The following is a 26,160-nucleotide window of genomic DNA, read 5'->3' on the forward strand; positions in this document are numbered from 1 at the left end:
CTCGCCGCTGGGCGAGATCAAATCGGAAAGGTGGGCGACATCGTCTCGGAATCCACGGGCGACTTCATATCGGTACGCCTGGGCGACTTCGTCGGAATCCGCACGACTCCACACACACACCGATCGAGCGGGCAGGGATCGGCCGAAACCGAGCGGCGTCACCGGCGCAGCGGTCCACTGAGGAAACGATGATTCCTGATCTCGCGAAGGAGCAGCATGCGCCTGGTTTGTGCGGCGTTGAGCAGCCCCTCGAACAGGACCAGGACCTCGCGGGCCTGCACGTAGACTTCGGTGGTGATGGCGCGTTGGTCGAAGCCATAGGTCCTCAGCCGCGCCTCTATCTCGGACGCAGCGACGGGATCACGCCGCCAGCTCAGGGCATTTTGTAGCGTGTAGGTCTCGGCCTCCGCTTCGAACTCGGGATCAATTCCGACCATGTCGATGCGCCGCAGCGCCGCCTCAACCGCGTTTTGGCGATAGGTCTCGAGCAATTTATGCCGCAACATGCGGTAGCGCTGGATATCCCAGGACAGTTCGGCGACGTCAATGGCGAGCAGCCATTCGATGGCGGACCGCGGCGCGAGGTCGGCAAAGATCGCCTGCTGGAGCGCCTGGTAGTGTTCGAGCTGTTCGCCCGGCAGCAGCAGTGGCGGGGGCGCCAAGGACTCAAACTCGACCGGCAGCGTCGTGACGGTGAGCTCGCGCGCGGTTTGGAACAGACCGCTCATCCGGCGGCCTCCGAATCCAGGTTTGCCGCAAGCGACGCGGCGCCGACTTTGGCGGGATCGTGAACGGGGCTTGCCGCCCACAACTCCTGCGCCACCGGCAGCGGCGCGATCTGCAGGTTCGCCCACCACGCCCGTTCATTGCCGTGCTGATGCAGCTCCTGGTGATGCGCGCGGCACAGGGGGACAGTGAACTCATCGCTGACCTTGCGGCCGAGCGCCCGGGCTTGAGCGAATTTCAGATGATGGGCATCGGACGGGGTTTGCCGGCACACCAGGCAGGGCTGCCCCCTAACAAACAACAGGTGCGTCTTGCTGCGTTTGCGGGACGGCTCCTTGGGATGGGCGAGCCCGGCCTCGGGTAGCGCTGGCTGCAGCGCGGTCTCGGCGTCAGCAGCAGGCGCTGCTGGCAGGCTTGGCGTGCCATTCAGGTCGGCCGTCTGCTCGGCCTGAGCACGGCCAGCGTCCTCAAGCTTGGCCTGATAAGCTGCCTCGACGTGCCGGGCATCCGGCTCCTGCAGGCTGTTCTTGAGCGGGAGGCTCGCCATGGCCCAGCTGAGCAGATCGGTGCTGGCGGGCAGCGCTTCGAGCTGGCGCAATAGCTGCTCCCGGAGTGCGGCGGACTCGCCCGGCCGCAGCACCGGGGCACGGTTGAGAGCGCCCTTGCCGGGCGAGGCTTTGAGGTTAGCTGGTGCGGGGGGACCAGCGGCCGCATCCGGGGCGTCAAGATCATCCTCGCCGGCAATCCCGACCAGCGCGAACAGGGCATAGCGTCGGGCGTAGGTGAGCGCCGCGCCCATCCGGTGCGGCGCCTCGATGTCCCGTGCGGCGCAGACCGGCCACTCCGAGGAGATCCACTCGCCGGAGGAATGGGCGAGCAGGGTGGTGAGATGGATGTGGCCGGTGCTGGCCTCGACCCGGGTGCTCTGGATGGCGGCGATCTCCTGCTGGCTCAAGGTCTTGCGCACGATGTCGAGGCCGCTCGCCAGCGAGGCATAACGAAAGGTGCGGTCGTCATCGCGCAGGAACGGCGAGCGGATCTGCGCGGTCAGGGTCTTTTCCGGGTTGGTGAGTTCGGCCTGGGCGCGGGCCAGCGCCGCCGCGATCGCCCCGATGTGCTCACTGGCCTGGTGCATGGACGCGCTCCATCTCAACCGGATCAAAGCTGATCGCGCCGGCTTTGGAGCGCTTGGCACGAAGACCGTGGCCGAACGCCTCCTTGGCGTCCTCGGGCAGCAGCTTCTTCAGCTCGGTCTTGGCCAGTTCGTGCTCGCCATGGGCATCGCGGGTGCGCAGATAGGTCGCCGCGCACTCGGCCCATAGATTGGAGGCGCTCATGTCGACGACCTTGACGGCGGCCAGCCGCGGCCGCGGCGTCTCGATGTTGAACAGGGCCGGCGGCTCGCCGCTCTGCACGCAGCGCCAGAACTTCTTTTCCGCCGTCAGCAGCAGGTGTTGGTAGAGCGGATCGGCATGCACGGTGATCTCGACCCATTTGCCGCCGCCGGTGATGATCGACAGCACCGCCGAACGGGCGGCGACCACCCACATGTTGTGCTGCAGCTGCGCCATGTGCTTGTCGGCCGCCGCCTCCTCGGTGAAGGCCCAAGGCAGCATGAACTTGGCCTCGAATACCGCGCCGGTTTCTGCGACGATGCCATCGAGTGTCGCGGCCATCCAGCGGTGGACCGGATGCCGCACCCGTTTCTGAATTTCAGTAATTGTCATACCCGACGCACGCTGGTACCAAATGCGGTTGAGGTCTTCGGTGACGCTGCCGAGCTGGACGATGAGGTTGTGCGCAAAATCTTGCGGCGCGATCTCGCCGCGTTTTTCCCGCCACAGCCGCGTGAGGTCGTCTTGGTCATGGCCCATGACGATGCGGGCGTCCGAGCCGCCGACAAAGGCGCGCCGGTCAATGGGGTCGAACTTGATGATGCGATGTGGCGCCTCGGCGCCGTCGGTTGCAATCGGGATCACCGGTCTCTCCTTGGTTTGGCAAACGCGGCTTGCCGCCGCACCACCAAAAGCCCCGCACCAGCGAGGAGAGATACCGGGGCCAACGGTCAACACCCCGTCCCATTAGTAACGCTCCTTTTGCGCGGGAATGCCAGTCCTTTCTGCAGCAAATTTGCGGTTCGTTGGGTCCAAAAATGCTTGATGTCTCAAAGCCTTGGAGCGAGCTTTCGGGTGCTGCAACCCGCCCCCGGTTGAGGAGCTCGGAGATGACGTCAATTCGACAAATCGAAGCCAATCGCGCCAACGCCAAGCGCAGCACCGGACCGAGAACGATGCCCGGAAAGGTGAGGTCCAGCCGCAACGCTTTGCGCCACGGACTCGCCACGAGTTGCAAGTCGGATGCGCCGACGTTTGCAGCTGCAATTTGCGCGGGCCTCGGCTGTGAGATTGGACCCGAAACGGCCGCCGCGGTCGCGGATGCCAAGTGCGAGCTATGGCGCGTGCGACTGGTCCGCCACGCGCTGTTGGCCGCCCTCGGTGGGGACCCGGTTGGAGACGTCGCGCGCCGGCTCGAGGCGCTTGAGCGCTACGAGCGCAGCGCGCTGGCCGCGCAGAAGCGCGCGTTTCGATCGCTAAGCTCAGCGCGCGTGTAGATTTGCGACTGGCTTCGTTCTGGAGAAACTCTCGATCTTGACCGGTGACCGATCATGGGAAGCCGTAGCCATAACCCTTTCGGCCGACCGAAATGATGTTGAGCTGGACGTCATCGAACATCGGATGGTTGCCCGCCCATTTCAAAAATTGCGAGGTGCTGTCGACCTGGTCGTCGTGCTTGCCGTAGGGAAACGCCAGCAGCTCCAGCAAATAGTCGTCCAGCCAGGGAGCATCTGTGGGCAGATGCACTTGTCCGGCCTCGATCCGGAAGGATTGTGCCGCCATGCGATCGGCCTTGCTGCCTTCGGGCTTGATGCCAATCGGGCGCGGCATGCCGTCCGGTGTGTCGCGTTGCAGGTCCTGCAACATCGCGATGCCGGGGCCGGCGTCCTCGACCAAAACCGCGTCCGCGTGATATTTTGTGGCCAGGGCGGCCACGGCGCGCCGCAGGTCGGGATATTGGTGTCGCCCGCGGTAGAGATCGACGAGGTAGTAGTCATTCTTGATCATGCGCCAGGTGGTGCAGACCGAGTAATCGTTGGCCTTTCCGGTCATCATGGCGGTGTCCCAGCTCTGCACAACATAGCCGGATGGGCCAGCCGCGGGCAGTTGATCCAACCAGCGAAACCAGCCGCGCTTGATCAGATTGCCCTCGAGTGGGACCGGCCGTTGCTGGTATTGCGCGGAGAATTGCAGGCTGCCGATTTCGGCTTTGATCCGCTCCAGCACCAGCTTGCTTTCGCGCCGCGGCTGCAAGAGGTCCCCAGTGCGCCGGCGAAAAACGCGATCGTTGCCGATGGCGATGTCGCTATCTTCGGTGGCAGTGGCGGGCAGATCAAGGTGATGCCAGCCGCCCGCTTGCAACAGATGACCGGCGAGATCGTCTTCGTGCAGGCGCTGCATCACCACGATGATGCGGCCAGTCTCCTTATCGTTCAATCGCGAAACCAAGGTGCCGCCAAACCAATCGGTGACGCGATTGCGCCCAGGCTCCGACATGGCCTCCTCCGCCTTGAGCGGATCATCGATGACGATGAGGTCGGCGCCTCGACCGGTTAGCGTGCCCCCGACCGTGGTTGCGTAGCGGCTGCCCCCGGCCGTAGTCACGAGTTCGGTGCCGGTGTCCTTGGCCGGGCGCATGGCCGGAAACAGCTCTCGATACCAGGCCGATTCGATTACCATTCTGAACTGGCGGTGCAACTCGGCGGATAGTTCGCTGGCGTAGCTGACCACGATGATGCGGCGGCTGGGCTCGTGGCCCAGCCACCAGGCGACGAACGCGACCGAAACGGACAGAGATTTGAGCGACCGCGGCGGCTGGTTGATGAGGAGCCGATGGCAATCGCCGTCGTGGACGCGCATGAGCTGATGGGCAATCGCACCGATGTGCCAGTTCGGCCGATATTGGCTGCCCGGAAAAACAGTCGCGAAGGCCCTTTGGATGAAATACCGAAGGTCAGTTCGCAGCAGCGCCGCCACCACCGGCATCATGTGTCGTCCTCCTCATCGCTCCGGGTCGCAGCCACAGCATTCGCGTCGGCCAAGGTCTGTTGCCGAAAGGCCTCCACGATGGCCTCATCGTCCATCGACGGGCTCTTCGTGGTGTCTTCCGCGGCGTTGCCGCTCATGGCCATCGCGTAGAAGAGAATTTTATCGAGCGCCCGAACGTCGCCTTTCAGGGCTTTTTCCCGGAGACGAAGCAAGGCGGCTTCTTGCGTCGAGACGCGCCGCGATTTTCCACCATCGGTAAGCGTGACGGGTGCCTGAAGCGTTTTTTTCAGGTCGGTGGCGAAGTTCAAGCTTCCTTTCGGCCGACCGCGGGGATTGCCGGATCGACCCTTTTTGAAGCGGCTGTGCAGTGGTGGGCGACCAAAGCCAACGCCCTTGTCGGATTTGCTGCTCACGACTTCTCTCCACGGATGCGGTGCTCCCGATGGCCGAATGGCTCGCCGGTCTCGGCGAGCACGGCAACCTTGCCGGTGACGTGCTGCCAGCGGCGGATGGTGACGTCCACGAAGCGCGGCTCGATTTCGATCAGCCGGGCTCGGCGCCGTGTTCGCTCCCCAGCGATCAGAGTTGTTCCGGCGCCCCCAAACGGGTCGAGCACGATGTCATGCTCGTTGGTGCAATCGCGGATCGCGTCGGCAATGAGCGCGACCGGCTTGACGGTCGGGTGCAGGGAGAGCTTGGATTTTGGCGACTGTGCCCAGCTGTTTTGGTAATCCCACACGTTACAGCGGTTGCGACCGTTGCGGCCGAGCTGAACGTTGTTGAGGTGGGGCGCACGGCCCTTCTTGAAAATGGGAATGAGCTCATGTTTGGATCGGTAGAAGCTCCCCATGCCGGGGCGTGGCTTATTCCAAACGCATAGGTTAATCTGTTCACCGTAGATTGGACGGGTGGCGTTGAGCAGCTGACCCATGCCGCGCCAATCCATGCAAATGAAGTGCAGTGAGCCATCGACCGCGTGCTCGCAGACCCGGGCACAGAATGTGGCCAAGAACGATTCGAACTCGGCCGTAGACATTTCTCCCGAGGCCATCGCAAAGTCGGGGTGCTTAATTTTGCCCGACCCTGAGGCATGGCCATCGATCGGCACGTTATAGGGCGGATCGGCAAAGATCATGCGGGCAGGCTCGCCCTCCATCAGCCGCAGGTAGCTCTCCGCCTGCAGGGCGTCAGCGCAGATGACACGATGCTTTTCCAGGATCCAGATGTCGCCCGGCTGGGTGACGGAAGGGCCCGCCTCAGGTGGCGGCAAGTCGTCTTCCAAATCTTCTGAATCCGAAATCGCAACGTCGAGTTCGCCGGTCGAAAACCCGGTCAATTGCAGGTCGATTTCCGGGTCGAGGGTCAGAAGCTCGGTCAATTCGAGACGCAGAGCTTGCACGTCCCAACTGGCCTCTTCAGTTACTCGGTTGAGCATAAGTCTCAGCATTCGCAGCTGAGCCTCGCTCAGATCGGTAATGGTGACGGCGAGGACATGATCCAGACCGATCTGCGCGGCCGCTGCAACGACCGCCCATCCCGCTATCACCCGTAGCATCGCGTCAACGAGAATGGGAAGAACTTGGCCGTACTCCCCCAAGCTGGAAGCCAGCTTGTCGATTTGAGTCTTGGGGTGGCGACGCGTTTGGTTGCCGAGCGGCTTGAGGTCGCTGATCCGAACGGGAACGGCTTTTAAATCGTGGCGAAGCGCATCGCCATTGGTTGGTCGGTTGTAGTTCTCCAAGAGAGCCTCCGTGGGCGATATGCCTGTCGGCATATTGGCGGAAGGCCGGCGGGAGGCACTTAGAAGGACGTGGACATGAGCTCCGATTTGCGATCGCGGGTGCGATTTCGCCGCTTGATGGCAGCGGCCATCAGGCTGCAGACAGTTTGTTCGGTGATGTGAAGGCAGCTCTGCAGGAATTGCAAGACGAAATGTCCGGCGGGCGTATTGACCTCGCCCTTATACTCCAATCCACGGTAGGGATTGTGGGCAAAGGTGCCGCCGTAGCGCTCGACCAGCTCGCCGAGTGAAATTACGACGTACAGCAGCATGGGCCGCGGGAGCGGGCCACCGGACTTTTTGCCGGTTTCGAGCGCTGTACGGGTCGCAAGCTCGAGTCGTTGCGCGATCCGCACGGTATCAGCGAACTGTCGCACCTCGTAGTCCCACGTGTTGGGCAGGTACCGAAAGATCCTGCTCTGTGAAGGCTCGTTCAGCATCGTAAGATCTTCGGCGAGACGATCGGCTGCATCGGCAACCATGAGGAGCTCAGCGTTGCCGGCCCGCCTGGCGCTGCCGACAAGCGCTCGTAGTCGACTTGGAAAAGAGTAGGCCACGCTCAGGCGACCTGCGGGTTCGGTCGGCGGCTTCCCAGCGAGCCAATCGAATTCAACGTGCTGCGCGCAGGTGAGAAACTGGCGGACGGAGCGAGCGATTTCATCTAGCGCGGCGTTAATTTGGGCTTGGCTTGGTTGCTTAGCTCGCCACCGCCTGTCATCCTTCAGGATGAGTTCGCGAAGCCAATCGAGCTCCTTGCGAATATCGGCCTCATGGCCGTCGTGGACACGGCCAGGGAATATCCGCATCAAAGTGCCAAATAAGTCGTCGCTGTGCAGAAAACCGTCGGAGGCGCTGCCCGGCCCGTGCATTTGTCCGTAACCGTTTAGTCGCACCAGCCCGGACCAACCCCATCTTGGATCAGCGCGCCTCCGCATTACCGCCGCCCTGCATTAGGTGAAAGCTCTCAGGTTCAGAATACAAGATTCCGCGAGAATCGTGCTTAAGCAAGGCCGGACAAACACGGTGGTGCACGACGAATTCCCGCACGTCACTTTTTCAGGAGCAACCCCATCTCTCGCGCCATGCGCTTTACTGAGCCGACATGCCGGCGAAGAGCTGCGGCAATTTCCGCCGCGCCGTACCGCCGGCGGATCATCGCCGAAAGCTCTTGCGTTCGAGGTCGCTCCATTCCTTTCGTTTCGAGATTTTCATGGCGTGATCTTCGAGCCGGCCCGAGACGGGCACATTGGGAAATTTACGGGTGCCATCCTGAGTTGTGCCCAAAGACCGAGGAGAAAGTGGGATGCAAGCGTTGCGGACGCTTGCTGGGCTTCGTGTATGCTTATTCGCGCACGACCTGTCCCGTGCGAGCCAAGCCAAACGTTGCGGGCCTTCGCGGCCGTGGCGGTCGCAGCGAACCTACACGGGGTCGCGCATTTCTGGATCGCTCCCAGCTCCAGGTTTTTGCCGTCGACGGCGAAACAACAGGCTCAGGGACAAGTTCGACCGACTCGCGGGCGGCGCTACACCGACGCGTGCAATCGGCCCGCCATGAAGATGAGCGTGAACGGATCGAGATGGCGACCAGCACACCTGCGATTTGATTGCATCGGCGAAGCCCAAGTGCAGCGGGTTAGTCTTCACACCCTTTCAGGAGGGGCGGCGGGGAGTTTGATCGCCAGGGCCTACGACCAACCCGCTCCTTGCGGGAAGACACGTCCGTAAATGCGGGAGCGCTGCAATCGACCCGTAGACCGCCAGGCGTGGGAACCAGCCAGCGCGTGGGCTCGGCGACAGCGCTGATCTTCGAAGGCTCAAAGCTCTCCTGCACATCGGGGATGTTGTCTGTTCTTGACTTGACCCAGTGCTTCTGCCGACGCACCGGCGGTCCTCTTTGATACCAACTCCTCCAAGCCCATGCGGCAGCCGCCCGATATAGGTCAGGCCCGAGCCCGCCGGGCGCGGCCGAGCAGAGATATAGCTCGCCGCGCCGATTAAATATACGTTAAGTAATAAATTGAAATTAAATTAATTAAATAATGGACGGGATTTAAATTTGGACTAGGATGCGAGTGCTTGGCGCCGGACGCACGCGTCAAGGACCTCCTTGGAAGCGGCCCCATCATCCTGCCCCCTGCCCACGCCGTCCAAAGGATGTAGGGGCCGCTTCTTTGGCAAATTGGGAGGGGAATCATGCAGTTCCTGTCATTGGGTGATTTGTTTTTCATCTCCGCGGCAACGGGTACGCTCCTATTGGTCGAGGTCGGAGTTTTGATCATTGTGGGCGTGATCTGAGCCGGACGTCTTCCGGTCAATATTCCATCGTCGCGGGCGTGCGCCTGGTGCGTGCCTCTCTTCCACTCCTACTGAGAGGGGGCGAGTGGGCGGACAACATCGACGTCATGCCTGCGGGCGCGAATGATAACGCAGGCACCTGGCCTCTACTACCGTTTCCGGATCGCTGGTACGCCACCTGTTGATCTGTGATGCGGCTCGGTCCTGCGGTGCTCAGCACGTAGCAGGCAGGCGCATTTTTCCAAATTCGGATTGCGCGGCTGCCGCTTGCTGTGGTTGGTGGTGAAGGCCTGTGCCTGACGTGTATGCCACTAAGGCTAAGTTGTATGCTTGCCAAAGCGTGTGCCGGTCGAGATCCGGGAAACACTTCAACACGAGTGGTTCAACGTCAGCGGCTTGATATGCATCCAGGCATTGAAGAATGACGCAGCTGACGTCGGCGATGCTGTGGTGTTGCATTTTCATTGTTCCCAGTTATGGACATCAGCTGGTTCGGCGGCCGCGGTCTCTTGGTCTGTTGCCAGGACGACAGGTGCAGCCGCAAGCTGAAGCAACCGCCGGCAGACATTGATCGATGGCCCGATCACCTTAGGTGGGGAGCCTCGCTCGCGCGCTGGGTTTGCGGCAAGCGCGACGCCCTTGTCACAGCCGGTCGCGACCCGACGATGATGCGCGGACGCTGAGCCCTGATGAACCGCCCGGTCCATTAGTTTGATGGAGTTGTTGGAGTCGCCTGTCGAGTTCTTGTTTCTTGGCAACGATCCTCGCGGCGAGAATCTGATCGACGTCCGTGTAGAGAGCCCACAACTCATCGAGGGACATCTGCTCAAATTGCGGTTGGTAATCACGAATGTCCACAGTCCGGCCCCCGGCTGGGGCGGGTAGCAGCGAAGTCAGTCTTGAAAGCCCGGACCCCTACGCTGATCAGATGATCGCGTTGCTGGCCGGGCCGACCGCGCTGCCCTCATAAACCGCCTTCCCAGCTCTAGTTTCGCGTGTCGCACCGACGATTCTGCGCTCGGCCTTGGCTACTCGGTCTCTAAGGGTCTCAAGTTCGGATACTTGAGAGGCGAGTGCCTCATAATGTTGGTGCAGAGCGAAATGCCAACCATCCAGTCGCGCGCGAGCGTCCATTGCACGCCCCTCTATGTACTGCCCCAGAAGACGTGGCCCGCAATTGGGACCATCGCGAGACTAGTCAAGTTGACCCATCAGGTCTGTTCGCTTTCGCACATTCGCTGTAGGGTTTCCCTCGGTGGATTGCCGCGCGTCGAGTTGCTGCGAGCGGCAAGCAAGATATTGCTGCTGGCCTGCCGCTCGGGCCTCACGGTTTTCGAATTCGCACAATGGACGGCTTCCAGGCGACTGCCGCCGCAGACAAGGCCGGGCCTTGGATCTCGCGATCGCACAAAACACCGCCAGCACCGTCTACCGCCCCGGCATTTAGGGTTGAGCTTGGGCCGCTGCGATCTGCGCGCGTTAGCTTTGATCAGCCGGATGTAGTATCCCGCGCCTAGGAAAATCGGCAGATCGCGCATTTTGGTCGATGGCGACGAGATCTCTGCTTGGCCTTGGCTACCGAATCTCGAAAGGTCCCGCAGTTCGACAGCTCGAAGCGAGCGCCGCGAAAAGCTGGCGCGGGGAAGCGGAGGAGCGTGGATCTCAGCGCGGGGCTGTCGCCGATTGCGTAAGGCGCGAGCCGGATGTCGGTCTCGCTTTCCGGCTGGTGATCCACAGGGCTTCTTCTCTCTTGAGAGAGCAAACTTAGCCGCTAGGCGTCTGAACAATGAACGCTTCGCGACTTGCATAGCTGCGCGAAGGCAGCCTTCCCCTCGTTAGTGCTAAAACAACATGCATTCCTTTGTCTTGCTTCTCGACTCACCAGTCTGCCTCGCCTTGACGAGCGATGCGGGAAGACTCAGCCCTCAGCCGCTCTATTTCGGGCGGAGCAGCGCTTACGATTAGACAAGCGCGCGATTTTGGCCTTCTTCACCAAAATCCAATTAAATGGCGAGTGACGTCCGGCGATTCAGGAGCGCATCGCGTCGATAGCGTGTGCGATTAAAATGCCCACGCTCAAAATAACTAGAAAAATGAGCAACCCGGTACTCACGTCCACCTCCTGTCTTGGAAGTGAACCTTCCTGTTTATGCACAGTCAAAGGCATCACGTAGGGAACCGCGATTTCAGCGGCCGCTGAGGATTCATTGCCACACGGCGGGCTATCGTCGGAACGCCAGGAAAAGGAGTGTGCCGACGATGGCGGTCGCGAGAAGTGGAAACCAAATGTCCGGCACTTCAGGGACTCCGACTCACTGCGTCGGATTAAATGCGAGCTGCGCTCTTAATTCTTCTGGTTTTCACTATTCTCCACAGCTCAAACAGAAGTGGCCGCAACTCGCAACGAATATTTGCGGTATTATGTTCGTGGTTTGGCATCGTCAGTATTCGGAGCTTTTCGATCTCGCGTGTTCGTATAGCTAGCCGGCCTCACGTTCAGATCCGTTTCTGGTCAGCAGTTCCAGGTTTAACGTGTCTCGGTAGCATCAAGCTTACCGAGTGACATTCGTTGCCAACTTGCCGAGACGGAATATCGTCGCGTCGATCGGGCACTCTTGTTCCCGAACCACCAGTTAGCAGGGGTTTGCCTGAAAACGGGTTCGATTTCCATGATTCGATATTCGTCGTATGGAAATTCGAACTATCGTGCACCAGCCGCGCAGTTCTCCTATCGCGACCCGCCGGAAGCCGAGTACCGTCGGCTCATCGAGCTACGAGAGCGGGTCAGAAAGGCCGAAGCCGCGGCCTCAAAGCGGCTACGATCGCGGCAAGGAAAAAAATCCGCCGCAACGAAGATGAATCCGCCGGCAGGCATCTGCTCGATGCGCGCGGCGGAGTTCGTGGCGTGCAGCGTCAGGATTGTAACCACCAAGTCAGGTCGTCGAGACTGGTCGAAATGCCTTGGTGGCGGGCTCGGGGAGAAGCGTGCAGTCGGTGGGGACTACGACCGCTTTGAATGGGCCCGCGGACCGCGAGGGCCAGCTCCGTCGGATTGCCGGGCGATGCGCCGCCGTCCGTCGTTCCCGAAGAGCCTCGACGGATTAGAGCCCTGTGCGCTGTCGCCGAAAGTCCGCCCTCCGGTTTTCATCTTGTGGCCCTGCTTTGGTCAAACCGGCGTTGGGGAGTGTGGACCTGCCCGATTTAATGCTCGGCCTCGGTCCGGGTGACATCGGGTGCGATGGGGAATGCCGATGCATTCGCCGATTAAACCGATAGCTCTGACTCTCTTTAAGAGCGGAATGAAAGAGTATCGGGCGCTTGTTGCGGACGTGAACGTTATGGGCTCGGTCAGCGGCTGGGACTTGGCCAGACCGGTTCGAGAACGAGAGCCGACGTTTCCCGTGATCTACATGACCGGCGCTGCGGCCGACGATTGGGCGTCCCAGGGCGTCCCGAACAGCATCCTGTTGCAGAAGCCATTTGCGCCGGCCCAACTTGTCACGGCGATCTCGCAGCTCCTCAATCAGGTCCCCCCTACGCGCGAATGAGCCTCAACTCCGGTTCACTTCCGCTTTTGCGTCACCAATCGCAAGGGGATGTTGGGAGATGCGCGCGACCTCGCACAGCCGGTTCTGTCCATGCCCCAGCGCGCGAGCGATGTCGTCGGGTCGATTTCCTGCGGCGGCCAGAGCGATCAGCCGCTGATGATCTTCCGGCATCCACCTTCTCACCAGTGGGTAGCGTGACTGTTCCATCGCGCCAGCGGCCCCCAGCCTGTTGCACGCCTATGCCTGCCTACAGTTCGCAGATTCGCGCCCAACAAGCGAGGTGGGCTGCCGGTCGGCGATCGGCCAGAATGAAAGTGCTGCTGCTGGTCGCGGAGCGAGGCGCGCCGGTGATGTTCGCCCGGATCGGAGTCGTGCGCCTGTGGAAAGCGCCCTGGAGCGCAGGGGGGCTTCAGGAGCGCCCCAGGGCCGCCCACTCCATGCCGACGACGGCGTAAGGCCGGCATGATCGCCTACGGCGTTGCCCAAGGCACCGCCTATCGAAATGCCACTGCCTTAATCGTCATGATGGTGGTGGTGGTGGTGGTGATGCTCATGCGAGCTGCCCCCGCCAGACCGCGCAATGGCGTTAGACGTCAGCGATGTTGATAGCAGGAGCGTCATCGCTGGAGGCGTCACGACGGCAAACCTGCCGCAGGTCTTTAAGAACTCGCGGCGGTCCTCGTCTTCGGTGGGGCTTGGCATGCTGAGCTCCGGTTGGTGGCGTGCGGATATTAAGCCGAACGAAATTTAAATCAATTAAACAAATTAAGTTCCTTTTATAATTTAAAGGCCGCGAGCCGGCCTCAGGTCAGGTGGGTGTGTCCGCTACCGGACAGACCGGCCGTTGGTTGTATGTTGCCGCCCGACGTCAAGAACTCGCGATTGAATACAAGGCCCTTGCTAAATCATCCGCTATTTCCACCGAACGAGCAATTTTGTTGAAGAGCGTCGCAAGGACCCTCACCGGATTAGCTAGTCAATTGGACCGGGCTTGCCTCTCTGACGAGAGACGAAGCGCGTCACGCACGAGCCGCCGATGATCGGCCCTTGGGGCCGAGCCCGGAAGACGGCCAACGTCTTTAGGATGTCCGCGTCGGCGACGATACAGCCGAAAGCCACGCCTTCGAGCGCGCCAAGAAGATCGTCAGGAGCGATGGTGCACGTTGGGAGACGCAAGACCTCAGACAAGAATTCGCAAGACAGCTCGGCAAAGCAGCAGATGGGGAGTGTCCACGTTGCGCTCAACATTGAACAGCCCGGGCAGTGCATCCGAAATTCAACACCTCCTATCGTTCGCCCTGCTCAGTTCCAGAATTAACTTGCAACACGAACATCAAGCTTAATTCCAGACCGTGATTGCGGCCGCGCGCTAGAGGACTAGGTTTGCGCACACGGACATTGTCCTTGTCCGCTCCACCCCAGCGAAGTCGCCGCACCATTATAGTCGGTGCAGCGACTTCGACGCTGGACAGTCGCGCGAGCTTCACTTGAGAGAGCAGCCGGACCACGAAACGCTTGATCTCATCGAGATGCGTCGCCGACTTACGGCGCTCCGGTCGAAACACTCGGACAATCTTTTAATTACTTCGCTGTTGAACCGCTTTTTCGTGAAAGTCGCATTTCTGCTGAAGCCAACGGACCGGGCGCACGAGCAATATCTCAAATCCGAATTCGAACGAACGTTGATAAAGGTCAAAGAGATTGCTGCACGGACGAAATCTGACTGAAGGCCGCACCAACGCGTGGCTCTGGACCCGATTGGCCGGGTATCCGCCACTGTTCTATCGGATCAGCCAGTAGCGGTTGTCGCTTTGGGCACCGGTGTCTGAACAATAATCTCCGCATTCGTCTTCGTCCTCCCTTAAAAAATCGGGTGCTGCTGCTATTCCCGGGGCTTGTCGGTAATCTCTCGCACAGCCAAGCTCAGCTCCAGCTCTCTGAGCTGCTCAATCAGAAGTTCTACGATCTGGTCGTAGTCAGACGCCTTCAGCGAATGCACGCCTCGCAAGGCCAGTTGGTTCTGGAGGATCATCGCCATCATGGCTTTAACGCTCATGGGCCCTCTCGTCGGGAAACAAAGATCGTCATAAAAACAATCAGAAGTAGACGTCAAAGCTTGCGGATGCGCAACGTCCGTAAGAGTACGGACAAGGCGGCAAATCCGTTTGGCGCCGCACAAACGGGAGAATGTGTCGCGTGTGCGCCTTCAGACTAATCCGTTGGAAAAGAAGGCGCCGGGCTGCTGGGACAAGTGTAACGTTTTCGCAGGTAAGGCCAGGTAGGATGTAGCTTTACTCGCCGACAGGCCAGCCATGAGATTGCTAATGACTTCGGATTGCAATGATGAACTAGCGGCTATCGCTCGAGCAATCGCAACCAAGCAGCTTTATATCGAAAGTCAAACCACCTTGATCCAGGTGCTCGAGCGTGACGGACACGACATGCTTGAGCAAAGAAAAGCTCTTGCTAAGGAACGATCAGACCTAGCAACACAGATTGCGCGACAATTTAAGCTGCTAGAGACAAGGTGCACATCAGGCGAAGATGATCTCGTTGCGGCTATAATGAAATGATAGAACGTCGAAAGCTGGAGCGCATCGATGTGGACGAGGTCGCCTACATTTCAGGCGACGGCGCCAGCTTACGCTGCCGCGTGGTCAACATGTCGGAAGAAGGGGCAGCAGTTGAGCTTCCGTCGAAGCGGCACGTGGCCTCCACATTCAAACTAATGCTCGAGAAAGATCGCATCATCCGAAGTTGCCGCCTAGTCTGGTTGAGTGGAAATCTTATCGGGGTCTCGTTCGAGGATCTTTAGGCGGAGAAGAGTCAGTTAGCTCTGCCCTACAATGGAACTCGCGGTTCTTTTGCTGGCATGGATGGGCGATGTCAAACAATAGACCGGAAATCCGTTCGTGGTCCCCCGATGCAGCAGACGCCATGAAGAAGTGACTTCCATTTTGTGGGGACTAACACTCGCCGCTTCTTGTTTGCGCTATCGAGGAACCGCGCGCCTCTGTGCAGCGGCTAATCTTCCTTTCCTAACTCTCGCATCACGACCTTGAGCACATGAGCAACGGCTCTTGCAGCGCCTTCGCCTCGTCCCTTGGCGCGCGCACCTAACGCCGGTTAAGGGATTGGTTACCGGTCACTGTCACCATTTACATACAGTCGCATTATGCGGCAGCGCATTCTGAGAACAGTCTATTCGACACGCCCGGTTGGCGGTCTCTTTCAGGAGACGCCCCAATGCTTAAGGGCTTCACGGTCTTCGTTGTTGCGCTGATCAGTACAGCGCAAGTGGATCAATACCTGACCCACGGTCGGTACACCGACGCGGCCATGGCTATGCTGCGGCAGATCGGTCGCGCGTTTGGATTTTAAATAGTTCTTTTGCGACGGAGACCAGTCATGGACGGCATCTCATGGGGCGATCTCGAAAGGGATGAACAACGCGCAATCGCGATATCTGGAGCCGGTCTTTCCATTAAACTGTGCAGCCCCCTTGCTCTCCTGGCGTCAGGTCGGCTTGGGCTGCTGCACACAATTTGCGAAGAGATGCCGTTTTGAAGTGTGTAAGCGGTTCGGCGCCGGTCGATCACGACAGGGGGTGGGATGCCAAACGCAATCGAGCTGATTGTGGACGGTTACGTTCGCTTGAACAATCGGAGGGCTCTGGATGATCTCCGCATGCAGCGTCGGAAACTGGCCGTGGACCTAAAGGCACGTACAGGTTTTGATTTCCGGACGACCGTCCAGCAGATCGAGGAGGATATCGCCGTGATCGAGGCTGGGCTGGCGCGGTTGGATGGCGCGGCGGCGAGCTAAGCTGCCAAAGCAGTTCGCGGTTCAAGCCGCCCGATTAGCTTCTTTCTCGGTCCCGCGCATAATGATCTTGAGCACATCATCCGGCAACGGGCCATTGCAGCGCCTTCGCCTACTCTCATGTCGGCGTGGCATCCAGCCACCTGCTACAGGTCACATCGTCTCGACGCATTTTACTGGCGCTTAGTAAGGCAATAGTTCGGACGCTTTTGTCCCGGCCAGGCTGTGGAAATTCTTGCAATGACCTATGGCTGTATGGGTGACATGGCGCTCAGCCGAAGGTGTGTAAGACCACAGCATAGTGGTTGCAACAATGAGGAAGGCAACGGCGGCGATTGCAGATGAGATCAGACGCTTCATGGGAAACCTCCGGTTTCCGATTGAAGGTTCGTCCGACAGTTCGATTAAAGGTTCAATGGAAAAAGCCAAAATCTCGGCCTGCTCATCGAGTTCCGTTTGAGACGTAAGGGCGCCCGCCCGTGCTAGGCGGCATGCCCACCCGCAATCGTGAGGATCTCGCACTCTGCACCCTCCGAAAAGCCCCGATCCGAATGGTTCGGAAACACCCCGGCATCGGTGCGAAGTTGCCGACATGCCGGTTGACGACGCGGAACAGCGCGCTTATGGCGGCTTGGTTGCTGGTGATCAAACGCGCCAACGAGAACACCCGCTCGCCACCTACTCGACGTCGATCATTCGCTCCTTGGTGATCCGCAGGCTGCGGACGTAATAGCCTTGTGCCTGAACGGCTGACTTGATTTCGTCGCTGACCTTGAGAACTCGTTTCCTGCTCTTCCGCCACTTATGTGCAGAGTAAAGCACGGGCACGGGAGAGCCTGAACTTAGAACGAGCAAGAAGCGCCTGTCATTGCGATAGACATCATACATTTCGCCCCCCGCGATCATGTTGAAGTAAGCATGTCTGGTCGTCTCCATGGACGAGCTTAGTATCGCGAATGGCTGCGCGGGTTGTAAATCTGCAACGTCCGGGATTTCTTCAGCAACGTTCCCGATTGGGAACGAACTTGGTGCAGCTCGGCCGTGGGTATCGATCAAGCTCTTGCGAGCGGTCGGGTAAAGCGGCAATCGAATTCCGCCACAACTGCGTGAGCAAATGCGCGGATGCTCGAAATCCCCCGCTGCGATCACTGCGAAGAAGAGTTCGCGCTAGAAGAGCTGGTGGTTCTTGCGCCACCGGCCGGGGACGGCGAGTTGATCTGCGGTCGGTGCATCGAAGTCAAGCTCCGTCGGGCCGTCGCGAAGCTACCGCGCGGTGATAACTGATGCTCCAGCGCATCAGGATCATCTCGATCCCACAGCTTCCGTGTAGGCGGTTCACGAGCGCGGGCGCAATCCAGCCTCCTCGGTAGCATCAAGTTTAACGAGTGACATTCGTTGCCAACTTGCCCAGACGGAATATCGATCGCGTCGATCGGCTTTTTTTCCGAACCACCAGTTAGCGGGGGTTGCCTGAAAACGGGTTCGATTTCCATGATTCGATATTCGTCGTATGGAAATTCGAACTATCGTGCACCAGCCGCGCAGTTCTCCTATCGCGACCCGCTGGAAGCCGAGTACCGTCAGCTCATCGAGCGACGAAAGCGGGTCAGAAAGGCCGAGGCCGCGGCGTCAAAACGGTTTACGATCGCGACAAGGAAACGAATTCGCCGCAACGAAGATGCATCCGCTGGCAGGCATCTGCTCGATGCGCGCGGCGGAGTTCATGGCGTGCAGCGCCAGGGTTGTAACCACCAACGTCAGGTCTTCGAGAGTGGTCGAGATGCCCTGGTGGCGGGCTTGGGGGAGAAGCGTGCAGTCGCTGGCACTACGACCGCTTTGAATGGGCCCGCGAACCGCGAGGGCCAGCTCCGTCGGGTTGCCGGGTGATGCGCCGCCGTCCGTCGTTCCCGAAGACCCTCGACGGATTAGAGCCCTGTGCGCTGTCGCCGAAAATCCGCCCTCCGGTTTTCATCTTGTGGCCTTGCTTTGGTCAAACCGGCGTTGGGGAGTGTGGACCTGCCCGATTTAATGCTCGGCCTCGGTCCGGGTGACATTGGGTGCGATGGGGAACGCCGATGCATTCGCCGATCAAACCGATATATCCCGGCTCACAAACTCATGGTCCCGCGCTCTCACCAGAAGACGTCGAGCTTGTTGCGCGCGCGGATGAACGGCTCGTCCACGCCTATGATCAGATCGCACGTGCAGATGAACAGCTGGCGCGTGTCAACGAACAGCTTTCCAAGTTAGATCAGGATGGCACGCGCCACCCTTCTCAGCCGAAGAATTCCGCGAAATGGTTTCGACCACCTGACCGCGGGGCGAGCTCATTGCGCGGAAGGCCGGCACTGCGCGGCCTGATCGGTCTGCTGTTGGTAAGCGGCATCTGTTTAGCTGCTCTTGCAGCGCAGTCATCCGACGGCGATGCGGTCAGAGCAATGATGTATCGGTGGTCCGCGCGTGCCGTTTCACCTTCGTTGCCGCAAGAAAGAGCCGAGATCTCCTCGGCTCTGCCTACCACTCAGACGAGTGCAACCTATGTGGCACTTCAGCAACCGGGGCCGCTGACTACACCGCACGATGCGATCCAGGCAGCCGGCCCCAGTTCGCCGGAGCTGGCGCTCCAGGGATTGGCGGGCGACCTTACGAACCCGCCGCAAGCGATCGAGCAGCTCAAGGCCAGCCAAGATCAAATCGTTCGCGACCTTGGCCAGCTCTCCGACCGGCTTACGGCGGTCCAGGCACAAATGGTGCGAGACAGAGCGGATGCCGCCGAGCAGCTTAGGATGGTCCAAGAACAATTGGCCGGCATCACCACCAACGCTTCCGAGCAGATCCTACGCCCCAAGACGCCAGTGCCGTTGCCCAGGCCAATTGCCGCCACGATCCGCAAACCTGTGCCAACCGTTCCGCGGCCGCAAGACAGGGGGCGGCCACACGCGCCGCTGCAGACCGACCAGGCCGTGCAGGACTAGGGATTAGCTGTTTTCAACGCGTCCGATCGCTGCGAGACCTCGGGGCGGAGCGCCGAGGGCTGTTGCTTGCTCCGCAGCTGCCGCCATCGCGCGGCTTGCAGCCCATAGTTCACTCGCAACCGGGAGGGAGATAATCGTCCCAATGTGGGGGATGGTGAAGCCTTTGGCGCTCTCCTTCCCTGTTAGATTGGGGCGGGAGCGCGACTGGCGTTCCCATCACCGGAGCTCTCCGCGGACGCTCAGATGGCACGCTCCTTGCCAATCAGTCGGACCAGTGATTTTCGTTGCGAGGAGACGTCTAGCAATGGGACCAAAAATTCGAATCTTCAAACGCCCAAAGCCCAATCTGGCACATGTTACCCGCAATCTGATGCAACTACTCGACGCGCTCGAGGATCTTGAGGAGCTGAGAGAGAAGGTCCGGCTAGCAGAAGCAACCCGAGTGTTACATTAAAGCGGCCACCTCCGTCAGAGCTGCTGACTAATCTGCAATGGCACCTTGAATCGGCAATAATAGCTCGCGCGGTTTTGCGCTTTGCGTGCGACCAATCGAGGGCGCGCGTGCGGTCCAGCACTATGCGGCAGAACCCGCCATGGCGCAGAGGAACCGCGCCGGGGGATCATGGTTAACGGTCTGGCAAGGAGATCGTCCAATGCCCCATGCCACCCCTTTGGTGCTCGCCGCCATCGTCGCCAGCTCAGCTCTGCTGGTCCTCGCGCCAGGAGGCGCCGCAAATGCTGGGTCGGCGGGTGCGGGCACGGGGACAAGCGCGAGCAGCGCCAGCGCTGGTCCGTCGGCGCCTGCCGGAATGGGGACGAATGCGGGTAGCGCCGGCGCTGGTCCCTCAGCGCCTGCCGGAATGGGGACGAAAGACACCGCCACCGGCGCAAATCCGAGCACCAACAATCAATTGAACAATCCGAACGTTGAACCCGCCACGCCGACAAAGTCGCGGACGGCCGCACAGGCCGCAAGAAATGTCGGGGTTGGTCACGCGCAAAATGGCCTGCCGATCGGGGCCATTGGGACGGGTACAAGCAACGAGGACCAGATCATCATCGGCTCATTACCCTCCCGAAACGCATCAGCCCCGGCAGCACAGGCCAAAGGAAACATCAGTGGTGGTCACGCGACAAATGGTCCCCCGGTCGGAACGTTTGGAAAGGGCCCCAGTCTTTCGGACCAGGTGAGCCGGCCGCGCGCCGCGCGAGCTGGCGATAAAGTGCTGGACGCCAAAGCGCAGGTCGAGCGACGAACAACCGTTTCGCCCAAACGCGTTCCCGGCATCACAAAGCGGGGTTTGTAGCTGCGAGCGAAGCGGCGAGCAGACTTGCGACCGAGATCCGGTGGGCTTCGCAGGGTCGGTCCCGATGGCTGGCGCCGCAACTCGCCTGCCAGAAGCCGGATGATTGAATCATTTAATATCGCGCCATTTAACTCAAGCCTTGAACCGGTCCTGCCGCGGCGCGCGCCCGGCCAATGTTCGACGCACAGCAGCTTGGTGCCGTAGACCTGATGCGTGCAAAACTCGGGTCTGTGCGGTTTCAGACCTTGATGTACCTTTGATGGCACCCTGGGTGGACCTGCGGCAAGGTCGGAGACGAGGCCTCGCGCCGCGACCACCAGCCCGTTCCAAAGTTGGTCCCATGGGCGACCGTGCCTATGCACCGCACGGTGAATACGCCGCTAACTAACAGTTAGGAGAACCAATATATTGTTTCCGTGGTTGAATCATCCGTCATCCCGGAAAGCAAGGTTACTGTTTGCGTCGAGGATGAGTTTAGAACCTGAGCCAAGACGATGAAGGACCTCAGGCGACGATTGGAGAGGCTCCGCGCGGACGCCAGAGACTTTGCTCTTATGAGTCAGTCGGCGACCGATGCCGAAAAGCGCGCGCTCTTTCAACGCTTGGCGGATGAACTCGCCTTCGAAGCTCTTGAGCTTGAGATCATCGTAAAACAACAAGGGCACTCGGATTCCAGCGAGCAGCACGAGGTCGTGGAATTTAAGCCATCCGCTCACAAGAAGCGCGGCTGATGCGGAAAGAGGCTGGGCGGTCGGCTTGTCTTATCCGTCCCGCGCCCTGAACGATTTTAAGCATAGCTTCCACCAACGGCCGCTAAGGCACCTTCGCCTCATCCCATTGCGCATGGGTCCAGACGTCGCGCGGTTCATCAGCTCGATCAGCTCGACCCGCGGGGCCGGCCACGTCCCAGGCGGCGTCCTTGCTCAAGCATTTGAGCGCAAGTCGCAGTATCCGGAGCTGGCAACTCGCTCAGATCGTGCAAGGTGACGATCGGCATCGCAGCCGCCCAGCAGCTCGGTCTCGGCAAGGTACCAGTGCCCAGCCGGACAGCAACCCTTCGCGCGGCATCGATGACAAGGGGAAGAACGAAACCGCACATCGCGATGTTGCATCGGACCGCCTTGGCAAGAACTAAGACGCGGACTCATAAAGACGCAGCCATAGCCTGATTGACGCGAGCTGAACGAAGGCAAGGTAGTTGGCGGCCAGCCTATGTACCGCCTCGCCACCCGACGACATTGTTTGATCCGGTTGAAGAACCGCTCAACCCGGTTGCGAGCGCGGTAGAGATATGGGCTGAAGCAGATCGGATCGCTGCGATTGCTCTTCGGCGGGATGTTGGCCCACGCGCGCCCTTCTTCATGGCAAGCTCCCTGATCCAGTCCGCGTCATAGCCACGGTCCGCAAGCAACATTGACCCGGATTTCAGACGAGACAGCAGTTTTCCGGCAAGTCGAACGGATTGGCCTTACCGGGGCTCAGCGCCAACCGTACCGGCAGACCATTGCTGTCGACCACCGCATGGATTTTGCTCGCCAAACCGCCGCGGGACCTTCCCATCGATTGGCTGGTTCCTTGCGATGCAGGCTCCATGCTGATGTACGCTGAGAATGGAGGTGTCGATCATCTGGGTAGCGGCATCATGGGCAGCGGCAAGCGCTTCTACGATGCAGCCCCAGACGCCAGCCCGCCGCCGCCTGACGAAGCGGTTGTAGCAAGTGGTGTATGGCCCAAACGCTGCCGGCAGATCACGCCAGGGTGCTCCTGATCGAAGGATCCAGAAGAGGACCCGTCTGTCGTTCGACCGGGGGACGCCACGCGGCTTGTTCGGCAGCATCGGCCTGGTAGCGGTCCATTCATAGTCAGCGAGTTCGTAGCGCATGATTCGAGCTCCAGTTCGGAAGTTTGAATCACGGCCATCCGGCCAAACGCAACGCTCATGGGCAGACACTGGTACGCGCCTTTTGGACAGGAACGGGCATCAACCATCCCGCACTCTGTGCCAAAACTGTCGAAAATGACCCAAAGCAGTCGTTGCTGGAAATCAACAGGATTGAATGCTCCACCAACAGGGCGGCAATGCCGGGGCGGCCGGGACATCGTCAGAGTGCGATTGTTTCCTCGACTACATGTTTCAGCGCCGTTCCCTCAGCCGACAGGGTCATTCGCAGTTTGAGCTGGCCACCTTTCACCGCCCCGCTGCGCACTAGGTTTTCGATTTCGCGCTGCGATGTAACTCCAACATGCTTCAGAAATTTACGGATAGCCATATTGAAGCGGTCTTCATCGAACTCGGCGGTCATGGCTGTTCTCCCTGGTCGGTCAGGCGATGTCTAACACGAGGCGAGCAAAGACCCAACATCGAGGCCCAACTCGCGTCACCCCCGACTTCCTCCTCAACCTGATTGCCTACGAACGTCGGCCCGGAGCTGAAGACTACACCCGAGGCGGCGCAAGGTCGGCCGTTTGAGGTGGACCGGACACGGCTGGAGCTGTCGCCGACCGCCGCTTGTGACCCATGGCGGAAGTCAGCAGCTTGCATGATCGGGTCGGCTCATCTCCCGGAAGCGGCCCTCGCAGCGCTCTAACTGAGGTCGGTCACGGGCCATGTGTGGAAGTCGTTCGTACACTGGCTACTCGCGCTGATTGAGGGATGGCAGACCAGATCAACTCACGTTCAGTTCTTCGCGTTTTGACCCGAAGCGGTCATGTTGCGATTTTGGGAGGAAGCATCTCAACGTTCGCATCACGCTGCAAATCGTGTCACCGCGTGAAGTTCGCAGCTTGATCGCCTCCCGGAAGAGAAGACGTGGAGGCTGGCCGTTGGCAGCCTTCTCCGAATTTTGCCTGCTCGCCTCTCTGGCCAACAAGTTTCCTCAAGTCTTCAAATCAATCGTGGCTGCCTGGGTTTGATCCTGATTGAGTTCAGCAGCGTTGCGGCGGCGATCATCAGCAGGATGCCGGCGAGGCTGAGCGCGATCTGCATCGCGAGACCATTCGAGATGTCGGCCAGCGCTATTTGGCTGGCGAGCGCCAGCAGAACACCGAGACAATAGATTGCCAGCGAATTCTCCCCACAGCGGATCGCTGCGCGCATCAGCGGCATCGGCAGTCCTTGCCAATCGCGGGGTACGAGCCATACCGCCAAAATCGCAAGCGCTAAAAAATGCAGCAACCGCAAGGGAGCGAGATCCGATTTGTCGACTTGGTAAACCACACTGGCGAGCGCTTGTGGGACCAGATCTTCCAGGGTCGTGAGCCACCAACTCAATGCGACGATCAGGCTAAAAGTCAGATAGAGAACTGCAAGTACAAGCGCGATGCGACAGGTCATCCAGGGCCAGACTCCCTTGCCCGCAATGACACACCAGGCGCCGAGCACAACCAGCAGCTGCCAAGCCAGCGGGTTGAAGAACCACACGTTGTTGGGCCAGGCCGGGACGGTCCAGCCGAAGACGTGTACCAGCGCATAAAGCAAGAGCGACGCGCCGAGTGTCACGTTCGGCACTCGCAACAGCAACCACAATAGTGGTGCAAACAAAAGATGATAAACCACGAAAATCGGCAAGACGTCGGTATTGACCGGACGGTATTGCAGGATCGCCGCATGCGCGAGCGCCGCACCCGGATGTTCCAGCAAAAGGCGCGTGTTGCTCTCGTCGGCGATCCGGCCACCGCCGGTTAGGTAGACCATGATGGCGCAAGCTATAGTGAGCAATAGAAATGCAGCATAAATGTCCCAGCTTCGCCACAGCGTACGGGTGATGACGCCGGGCCAGCCATCGCGCGAATGTGCGCTGCCGTAAGCCAGTGCGCAGGTCACACCCGAGACGAACATGAATACTTCCGCGCTATCACTGAAGCCGTAGTTCCGCAGCGTCAGCCAGCTTCCGATGTTGTTGGGGAAATGATTCAAAAAGATGCACCAGAGCGCGAGGCCGCGGCAAGCATCGATGCGTAGGTCGCGGCCTAGCCCTTTCGGCTCCGGCCGCGGGCCCGCCAATGGCATCGCAGGCGCCGCGAGCAACTCGGGTTCGGGCTGCGGATGCAGTCCGCGCAACGCGTTTCGCTCGATCTCCGCCAGCATCCGGCGACTGTCAATGTTCAGCGCAGTCCGATGCTTGTCGAGGTGGGCCGGCGCGTCACTAACGGGATACGATCGCATCGGCTCCCGCGCATCGGACAGATCGATCGAACTGATCGCCACCATCTCGACGAAAGAGCTGCGCGGCGGCGGCGCAGGCACCATCATCATGGTGGCGACGGACCGAAAGGACGGAAATGATAATCCTTCCATTCCTTCCATTAATTCTTCGTCGGTAATCACTTCATAGGAGCCAGCCGGTAGTATCCGCTCGAAGCTTGTGATCCGAAATGGGTGCTCGAACTCCACCGTTTCACGTCGTGATCGGGTAATCGTCATGATCATCCTCGCATGTTGGCGAGGACGCGCCGGGACAGCGGATAACAGCTGGCATAAAGAGGCGATCTCGCGGGTGCTGAACGCTCAATGACGGGGCTATTCAGCACCTCGGGCGAAAGCGATTCCACTGCAAACCGAAACCGGAAACTCCGCCTCAGAGCCATGCGCGTCCGGATTAATTGTTATCGAATATTCGCTGCCGTCCCGGCAGCCAATGCGCCAAGCATCGACCCCAGATTCGGTGCCGCCTTGATAAATGGTCCGAACAACAGCTCCACAGGCCTGCTTTCTATTCTTCAAAACGGACGTCCAGAAAGCGAGATGCTTAGCCTGATCCAGTGCAAGTATCCTCATCGACCTTTTGTTAGCGGCGTGGGCCGTTCTGAAAGGCTCGGCAGCTACGACCTCGGGTGGCATGGCTGTTGTTGCAGTGGCAGCCGCCCTTCTAAAATGCAGATCGGCATCCAGAACAAACCATAGGACGGTGAAGCTCGCGACAGCCACCAGAGAGAGAATAGGCGATCGCTTCATCATGTCTCTCCCTCCCAGAGATCGAGACATTGCGGCCATCGCGGCGTCGCGAGGCCCGAGAAACCTAACGAAATATGGTACGTCGTGAACGGCGCTGATCGCTGCAACCGCCCAGGAACTGAGCCCTACCTTTCGATGAGCAGTGGCACAGCGGGGAGTGCAGCAGCGGCAGCGGGTTCAAGCAGCGGCACTGACCTGTCGCGAAAAGATGTCTCGCGAAAAGATGTCAAGGTGGGGCTGACTGATACCGTTTAAAGCCGCGTCAGCTCGGCTCGAACCTTGCGTGTCACTGCGTGCCGAGCGGCGAGCCTGGCAGCGCACTAGATGTCCGATTCGGGCACACGTTTACCTAGTCGACTGGAAGAGCATGATCTGATCAACGGCAAACACAACTCACGATTTATGAACGCGCGGAGGTTTCACACAACCGCTGAGGCATAGAAGGGCACGGCGCGCGAGACGGACTCAGATCGCATGACGCGCAGCGCGAGATAAATGTCTCTTCCTGGCCCCATAGCCGACCTGTCGAGAGCAGGCCGGTCGAGGACCGCTTGTGACCCCAATTCAGACATCGGCCTCCCTCTCTCTCTCTCTCTCTCTCTCTCTCTCTCTCTCTCTCTCTCTCTCTCTCTCTCTCTCTCTCTCTCTCT

The 26,160-nt window shown here is 59.9% G+C and carries 24 protein-coding genes and 1 pseudogene; 9 read left to right on the top strand and 16 right to left on the bottom strand.

Annotation, left to right across the window (positions count from 1 at the left end; all coding sequences use genetic code 11):
• Positions 1 to 158: 158 nt before the first annotated feature.
• From ACFQX9_RS18295 to ACFQX9_RS18305, 3 genes are read right to left on the bottom strand one after another with little or no spacing between them, the layout of a single operon-like run.
• On the bottom strand, positions 159 to 728 hold the full coding sequence (locus ACFQX9_RS18295) for a hypothetical protein (RefSeq protein ID WP_377789954.1): 570 nt from the start codon (positions 726 to 728) through the stop codon (positions 159 to 161).
• On the bottom strand, positions 725 to 1,861 hold the full coding sequence (locus ACFQX9_RS18300; protein ID WP_377789956.1) for an ERF family protein: 1,137 nt from the start codon (positions 1,859 to 1,861) through the stop codon (positions 725 to 727). Before ACFQX9_RS18300 ends, ACFQX9_RS18295 begins: the two co-directional genes overlap by 4 nt.
• Positions 1,845 to 2,705 (bottom strand): YqaJ viral recombinase family protein, encoded by an 861-nt coding sequence (locus ACFQX9_RS18305; RefSeq protein ID WP_377789958.1) that lies wholly within the window; start codon positions 2,703 to 2,705, stop codon positions 1,845 to 1,847. Before ACFQX9_RS18305 ends, ACFQX9_RS18300 begins: the two co-directional genes overlap by 17 nt.
• A 245-nt stretch (positions 2,706 to 2,950) precedes the next feature.
• Between ACFQX9_RS18305 and ACFQX9_RS18310 the strand changes: the two genes are divergently transcribed.
• Positions 2,951 to 3,337: a hypothetical protein gene (locus ACFQX9_RS18310; protein ID WP_377789960.1), complete on the top strand. Its 387-nt coding sequence runs from the start codon at positions 2,951 to 2,953 to the stop codon at positions 3,335 to 3,337.
• Between the two features lie 52 nt (positions 3,338 to 3,389).
• On the opposite strand, the gene terL is transcribed toward ACFQX9_RS18310, so the two are convergent.
• From terL to ACFQX9_RS18330, 4 genes are read right to left on the bottom strand one after another with little or no spacing between them, the layout of a single operon-like run.
• Positions 3,390 to 4,829 (bottom strand): phage terminase large subunit, encoded by a 1,440-nt coding sequence (gene terL, locus ACFQX9_RS18315; protein ID WP_377789961.1) that lies wholly within the window; start codon positions 4,827 to 4,829, stop codon positions 3,390 to 3,392.
• Complete coding sequence (locus ACFQX9_RS18320; protein WP_377789963.1) at positions 4,826 to 5,242, bottom strand: DUF5681 domain-containing protein; 417 nt, start codon at positions 5,240 to 5,242, stop codon at positions 4,826 to 4,828. The genes terL and ACFQX9_RS18320 overlap by 4 nt, the downstream gene beginning before the upstream one ends.
• Complete coding sequence (locus ACFQX9_RS18325) at positions 5,239 to 6,570, bottom strand: DNA modification methylase (RefSeq protein WP_377789964.1); 1,332 nt, start codon at positions 6,568 to 6,570, stop codon at positions 5,239 to 5,241. Before ACFQX9_RS18325 ends, ACFQX9_RS18320 begins: the two co-directional genes overlap by 4 nt.
• 59 nt (positions 6,571 to 6,629) lie before the next feature.
• Positions 6,630 to 7,478 carry a hypothetical protein gene (locus ACFQX9_RS18330; RefSeq protein WP_377789966.1) on the bottom strand — a complete coding sequence of 283 codons (849 nt, stop codon included), beginning with the start codon at positions 7,476 to 7,478 and terminating at the stop codon, positions 6,630 to 6,632.
• Between the two features lie 4,677 nt (positions 7,479 to 12,155).
• Between ACFQX9_RS18330 and ACFQX9_RS18335 the strand changes: the two genes are divergently transcribed.
• Positions 12,156 to 12,452 (top strand): response regulator, encoded by a 297-nt coding sequence (locus tag ACFQX9_RS18335; protein ID WP_377789968.1) that lies wholly within the window; start codon positions 12,156 to 12,158, stop codon positions 12,450 to 12,452.
• 3 nt (positions 12,453 to 12,455) lie between these two features.
• Here the strand turns inward: ACFQX9_RS18335 and ACFQX9_RS18340 are convergent, their stop codons facing one another.
• Complete coding sequence (locus tag ACFQX9_RS18340; protein WP_377789970.1) at positions 12,456 to 12,623, bottom strand: hypothetical protein; 168 nt, start codon at positions 12,621 to 12,623, stop codon at positions 12,456 to 12,458.
• Between the two features lie 1,711 nt (positions 12,624 to 14,334).
• Positions 14,335 to 14,508 (bottom strand): hypothetical protein, encoded by a 174-nt coding sequence (locus ACFQX9_RS18345; RefSeq protein WP_162847251.1) that lies wholly within the window; start codon positions 14,506 to 14,508, stop codon positions 14,335 to 14,337.
• A 513-nt stretch (positions 14,509 to 15,021) separates the two neighbouring features.
• Between ACFQX9_RS18345 and ACFQX9_RS18350 the strand changes: the two genes are divergently transcribed.
• From ACFQX9_RS18350 to ACFQX9_RS18360, 3 genes are all read left to right on the top strand, one after another.
• Entirely contained in the window at positions 15,022 to 15,267 is a 246-nt protein-coding gene (locus ACFQX9_RS18350) for a PilZ domain-containing protein (RefSeq protein ID WP_018459961.1), read from the top strand.
• Positions 15,268 to 15,698: 431 nt separating this feature from the next.
• Positions 15,699 to 15,833: a hypothetical protein gene (locus ACFQX9_RS18355; RefSeq protein ID WP_007595432.1), complete on the top strand. Its 135-nt coding sequence runs from the start codon at positions 15,699 to 15,701 to the stop codon at positions 15,831 to 15,833.
• Between the two features lie 231 nt (positions 15,834 to 16,064).
• Positions 16,065 to 16,277, top strand: a complete 213-nt coding sequence (locus ACFQX9_RS18360; RefSeq protein ID WP_085351526.1) for a hypothetical protein — start codon at positions 16,065 to 16,067, stop codon at positions 16,275 to 16,277.
• A gap of 180 nt (positions 16,278 to 16,457) precedes the next feature.
• On the opposite strand, the gene ACFQX9_RS18365 is transcribed toward ACFQX9_RS18360, so the two are convergent.
• A complete protein-coding gene (locus tag ACFQX9_RS18365) occupies positions 16,458 to 16,634 on the bottom strand; it encodes a hypothetical protein (RefSeq protein WP_377789973.1) in 177 nt (58 codons plus the stop codon).
• Between the two features lie 318 nt (positions 16,635 to 16,952).
• Positions 16,953 to 17,162, bottom strand: a complete 210-nt coding sequence (locus ACFQX9_RS18370; RefSeq protein ID WP_007595423.1) for a hypothetical protein — start codon at positions 17,160 to 17,162, stop codon at positions 16,953 to 16,955.
• Between the two features lie 603 nt (positions 17,163 to 17,765).
• On the opposite strand from ACFQX9_RS18370, the gene ACFQX9_RS18375 reads away from it, so the two are divergent.
• The 4 genes from ACFQX9_RS18375 (at position 17,766) to ACFQX9_RS18390 (ending at position 21,287) form a co-directional block, all read left to right on the top strand.
• The gene (locus ACFQX9_RS18375; RefSeq protein ID WP_377789975.1) at positions 17,766 to 18,161 is read left to right on the top strand and encodes a hypothetical protein; all 396 of its coding nucleotides are present in this window, start codon (positions 17,766 to 17,768) and stop codon (positions 18,159 to 18,161) included.
• Positions 18,162 to 18,349: 188 nt separating this feature from the next.
• Entirely contained in the window at positions 18,350 to 19,249 is a 900-nt protein-coding gene (locus ACFQX9_RS18380) for a hypothetical protein (RefSeq protein ID WP_377789977.1), read from the top strand.
• Positions 19,250 to 20,109: 860 nt separating this feature from the next.
• On the top strand, positions 20,110 to 20,556 hold the full coding sequence (locus ACFQX9_RS18385; RefSeq protein ID WP_240543094.1) for a hypothetical protein: 447 nt from the start codon (positions 20,110 to 20,112) through the stop codon (positions 20,554 to 20,556).
• 494 nt (positions 20,557 to 21,050) lie between these two features.
• Positions 21,051 to 21,287 (top strand): hypothetical protein, encoded by a 237-nt coding sequence (locus ACFQX9_RS18390; RefSeq protein ID WP_085349978.1) that lies wholly within the window; start codon positions 21,051 to 21,053, stop codon positions 21,285 to 21,287.
• Between the two features lie 400 nt (positions 21,288 to 21,687).
• Here ACFQX9_RS18390 and ACFQX9_RS18395 read toward each other — a convergent pair.
• The 5 genes and pseudogenes from ACFQX9_RS18395 to ACFQX9_RS18415 form a co-directional block, all read right to left on the bottom strand.
• Positions 21,688 to 22,438 (bottom strand): annotated as a pseudogene (locus ACFQX9_RS18395) (IS5 family transposase).
• 220 nt (positions 22,439 to 22,658) lie between these two features.
• Positions 22,659 to 22,859 carry a DUF6494 family protein gene (locus ACFQX9_RS18400; protein ID WP_085349977.1) on the bottom strand — a complete coding sequence of 67 codons (201 nt, stop codon included), beginning with the start codon at positions 22,857 to 22,859 and terminating at the stop codon, positions 22,659 to 22,661.
• Positions 22,860 to 23,440: 581 nt separating this feature from the next.
• Entirely contained in the window at positions 23,441 to 24,979 is a 1,539-nt protein-coding gene (locus tag ACFQX9_RS18405) for an OpgC domain-containing protein (protein WP_240543093.1), read from the bottom strand.
• A 96-nt stretch (positions 24,980 to 25,075) separates the two neighbouring features.
• Complete coding sequence (locus ACFQX9_RS18410; RefSeq protein ID WP_377789980.1) at positions 25,076 to 25,513, bottom strand: hypothetical protein; 438 nt, start codon at positions 25,511 to 25,513, stop codon at positions 25,076 to 25,078.
• Positions 25,514 to 25,929: 416 nt separating this feature from the next.
• Positions 25,930 to 26,160: hypothetical protein (locus tag ACFQX9_RS18415; RefSeq protein WP_377789982.1), on the bottom strand; the 231-nt coding region annotated here is incomplete at its 5' end.

Source organism: Bradyrhizobium sp. GCM10028915, from assembly GCF_042666195.1.
In the GTDB taxonomy this organism is placed as follows: domain Bacteria; phylum Pseudomonadota; class Alphaproteobacteria; order Rhizobiales; family Xanthobacteraceae; genus Bradyrhizobium; species Bradyrhizobium canariense_D.

Excerpts from the sequence above, each read along its gene's own strand:
- ACFQX9_RS18295 (WP_377789954.1), bottom strand. The coding sequence starts at position 728 with ATGAGCGGTCTGTTCCAAACCGCGCGCGAGCTCACCGTCACGACGCTG.
- ACFQX9_RS18300 (WP_377789956.1), bottom strand. The coding sequence starts at position 1,861 with ATGCACCAGGCCAGTGAGCACATCGGGGCGATCGCGGCGGCGCTGGCC.
- ACFQX9_RS18310 (WP_377789960.1), top strand. The coding sequence starts at position 2,951 with ATGACGTCAATTCGACAAATCGAAGCCAATCGCGCCAACGCCAAGCGC.
- terL (WP_377789961.1), bottom strand. The coding sequence starts at position 4,829 with ATGATGCCGGTGGTGGCGGCGCTGCTGCGAACTGACCTTCGGTATTTC.
- ACFQX9_RS18330 (WP_377789966.1), bottom strand. The coding sequence starts at position 7,478 with ATGCACGGGCCGGGCAGCGCCTCCGACGGTTTTCTGCACAGCGACGAC.
- ACFQX9_RS18335 (WP_377789968.1), top strand. The coding sequence starts at position 12,156 with ATGCATTCGCCGATTAAACCGATAGCTCTGACTCTCTTTAAGAGCGGA.
- ACFQX9_RS18340 (WP_377789970.1), bottom strand. The coding sequence starts at position 12,623 with ATGCCGGAAGATCATCAGCGGCTGATCGCTCTGGCCGCCGCAGGAAAT.
- ACFQX9_RS18345 (WP_162847251.1), bottom strand. The coding sequence starts at position 14,508 with ATGAGCGTTAAAGCCATGATGGCGATGATCCTCCAGAACCAACTGGCC.
- ACFQX9_RS18350 (WP_018459961.1), top strand. The coding sequence starts at position 15,022 with ATGATAGAACGTCGAAAGCTGGAGCGCATCGATGTGGACGAGGTCGCC.
- ACFQX9_RS18355 (WP_007595432.1), top strand. The coding sequence starts at position 15,699 with ATGCTTAAGGGCTTCACGGTCTTCGTTGTTGCGCTGATCAGTACAGCG.
- ACFQX9_RS18360 (WP_085351526.1), top strand. The coding sequence starts at position 16,065 with ATGCCAAACGCAATCGAGCTGATTGTGGACGGTTACGTTCGCTTGAAC.
- ACFQX9_RS18365 (WP_377789973.1), bottom strand. The coding sequence starts at position 16,634 with ATGAAGCGTCTGATCTCATCTGCAATCGCCGCCGTTGCCTTCCTCATT.
- ACFQX9_RS18370 (WP_007595423.1), bottom strand. The coding sequence starts at position 17,162 with ATGTATGATGTCTATCGCAATGACAGGCGCTTCTTGCTCGTTCTAAGT.
- ACFQX9_RS18375 (WP_377789975.1), top strand. The coding sequence starts at position 17,766 with ATGATTCGATATTCGTCGTATGGAAATTCGAACTATCGTGCACCAGCC.
- ACFQX9_RS18380 (WP_377789977.1), top strand. The coding sequence starts at position 18,350 with ATGCATTCGCCGATCAAACCGATATATCCCGGCTCACAAACTCATGGT.
- ACFQX9_RS18385 (WP_240543094.1), top strand. The coding sequence starts at position 20,110 with ATGGGGACGAAAGACACCGCCACCGGCGCAAATCCGAGCACCAACAAT.
- ACFQX9_RS18390 (WP_085349978.1), top strand. The coding sequence starts at position 21,051 with ATGAAGGACCTCAGGCGACGATTGGAGAGGCTCCGCGCGGACGCCAGA.
- ACFQX9_RS18400 (WP_085349977.1), bottom strand. The coding sequence starts at position 22,859 with ATGACCGCCGAGTTCGATGAAGACCGCTTCAATATGGCTATCCGTAAA.
- ACFQX9_RS18405 (WP_240543093.1), bottom strand. The coding sequence starts at position 24,979 with ATGACGATTACCCGATCACGACGTGAAACGGTGGAGTTCGAGCACCCA.
- ACFQX9_RS18410 (WP_377789980.1), bottom strand. The coding sequence starts at position 25,513 with ATGATGAAGCGATCGCCTATTCTCTCTCTGGTGGCTGTCGCGAGCTTC.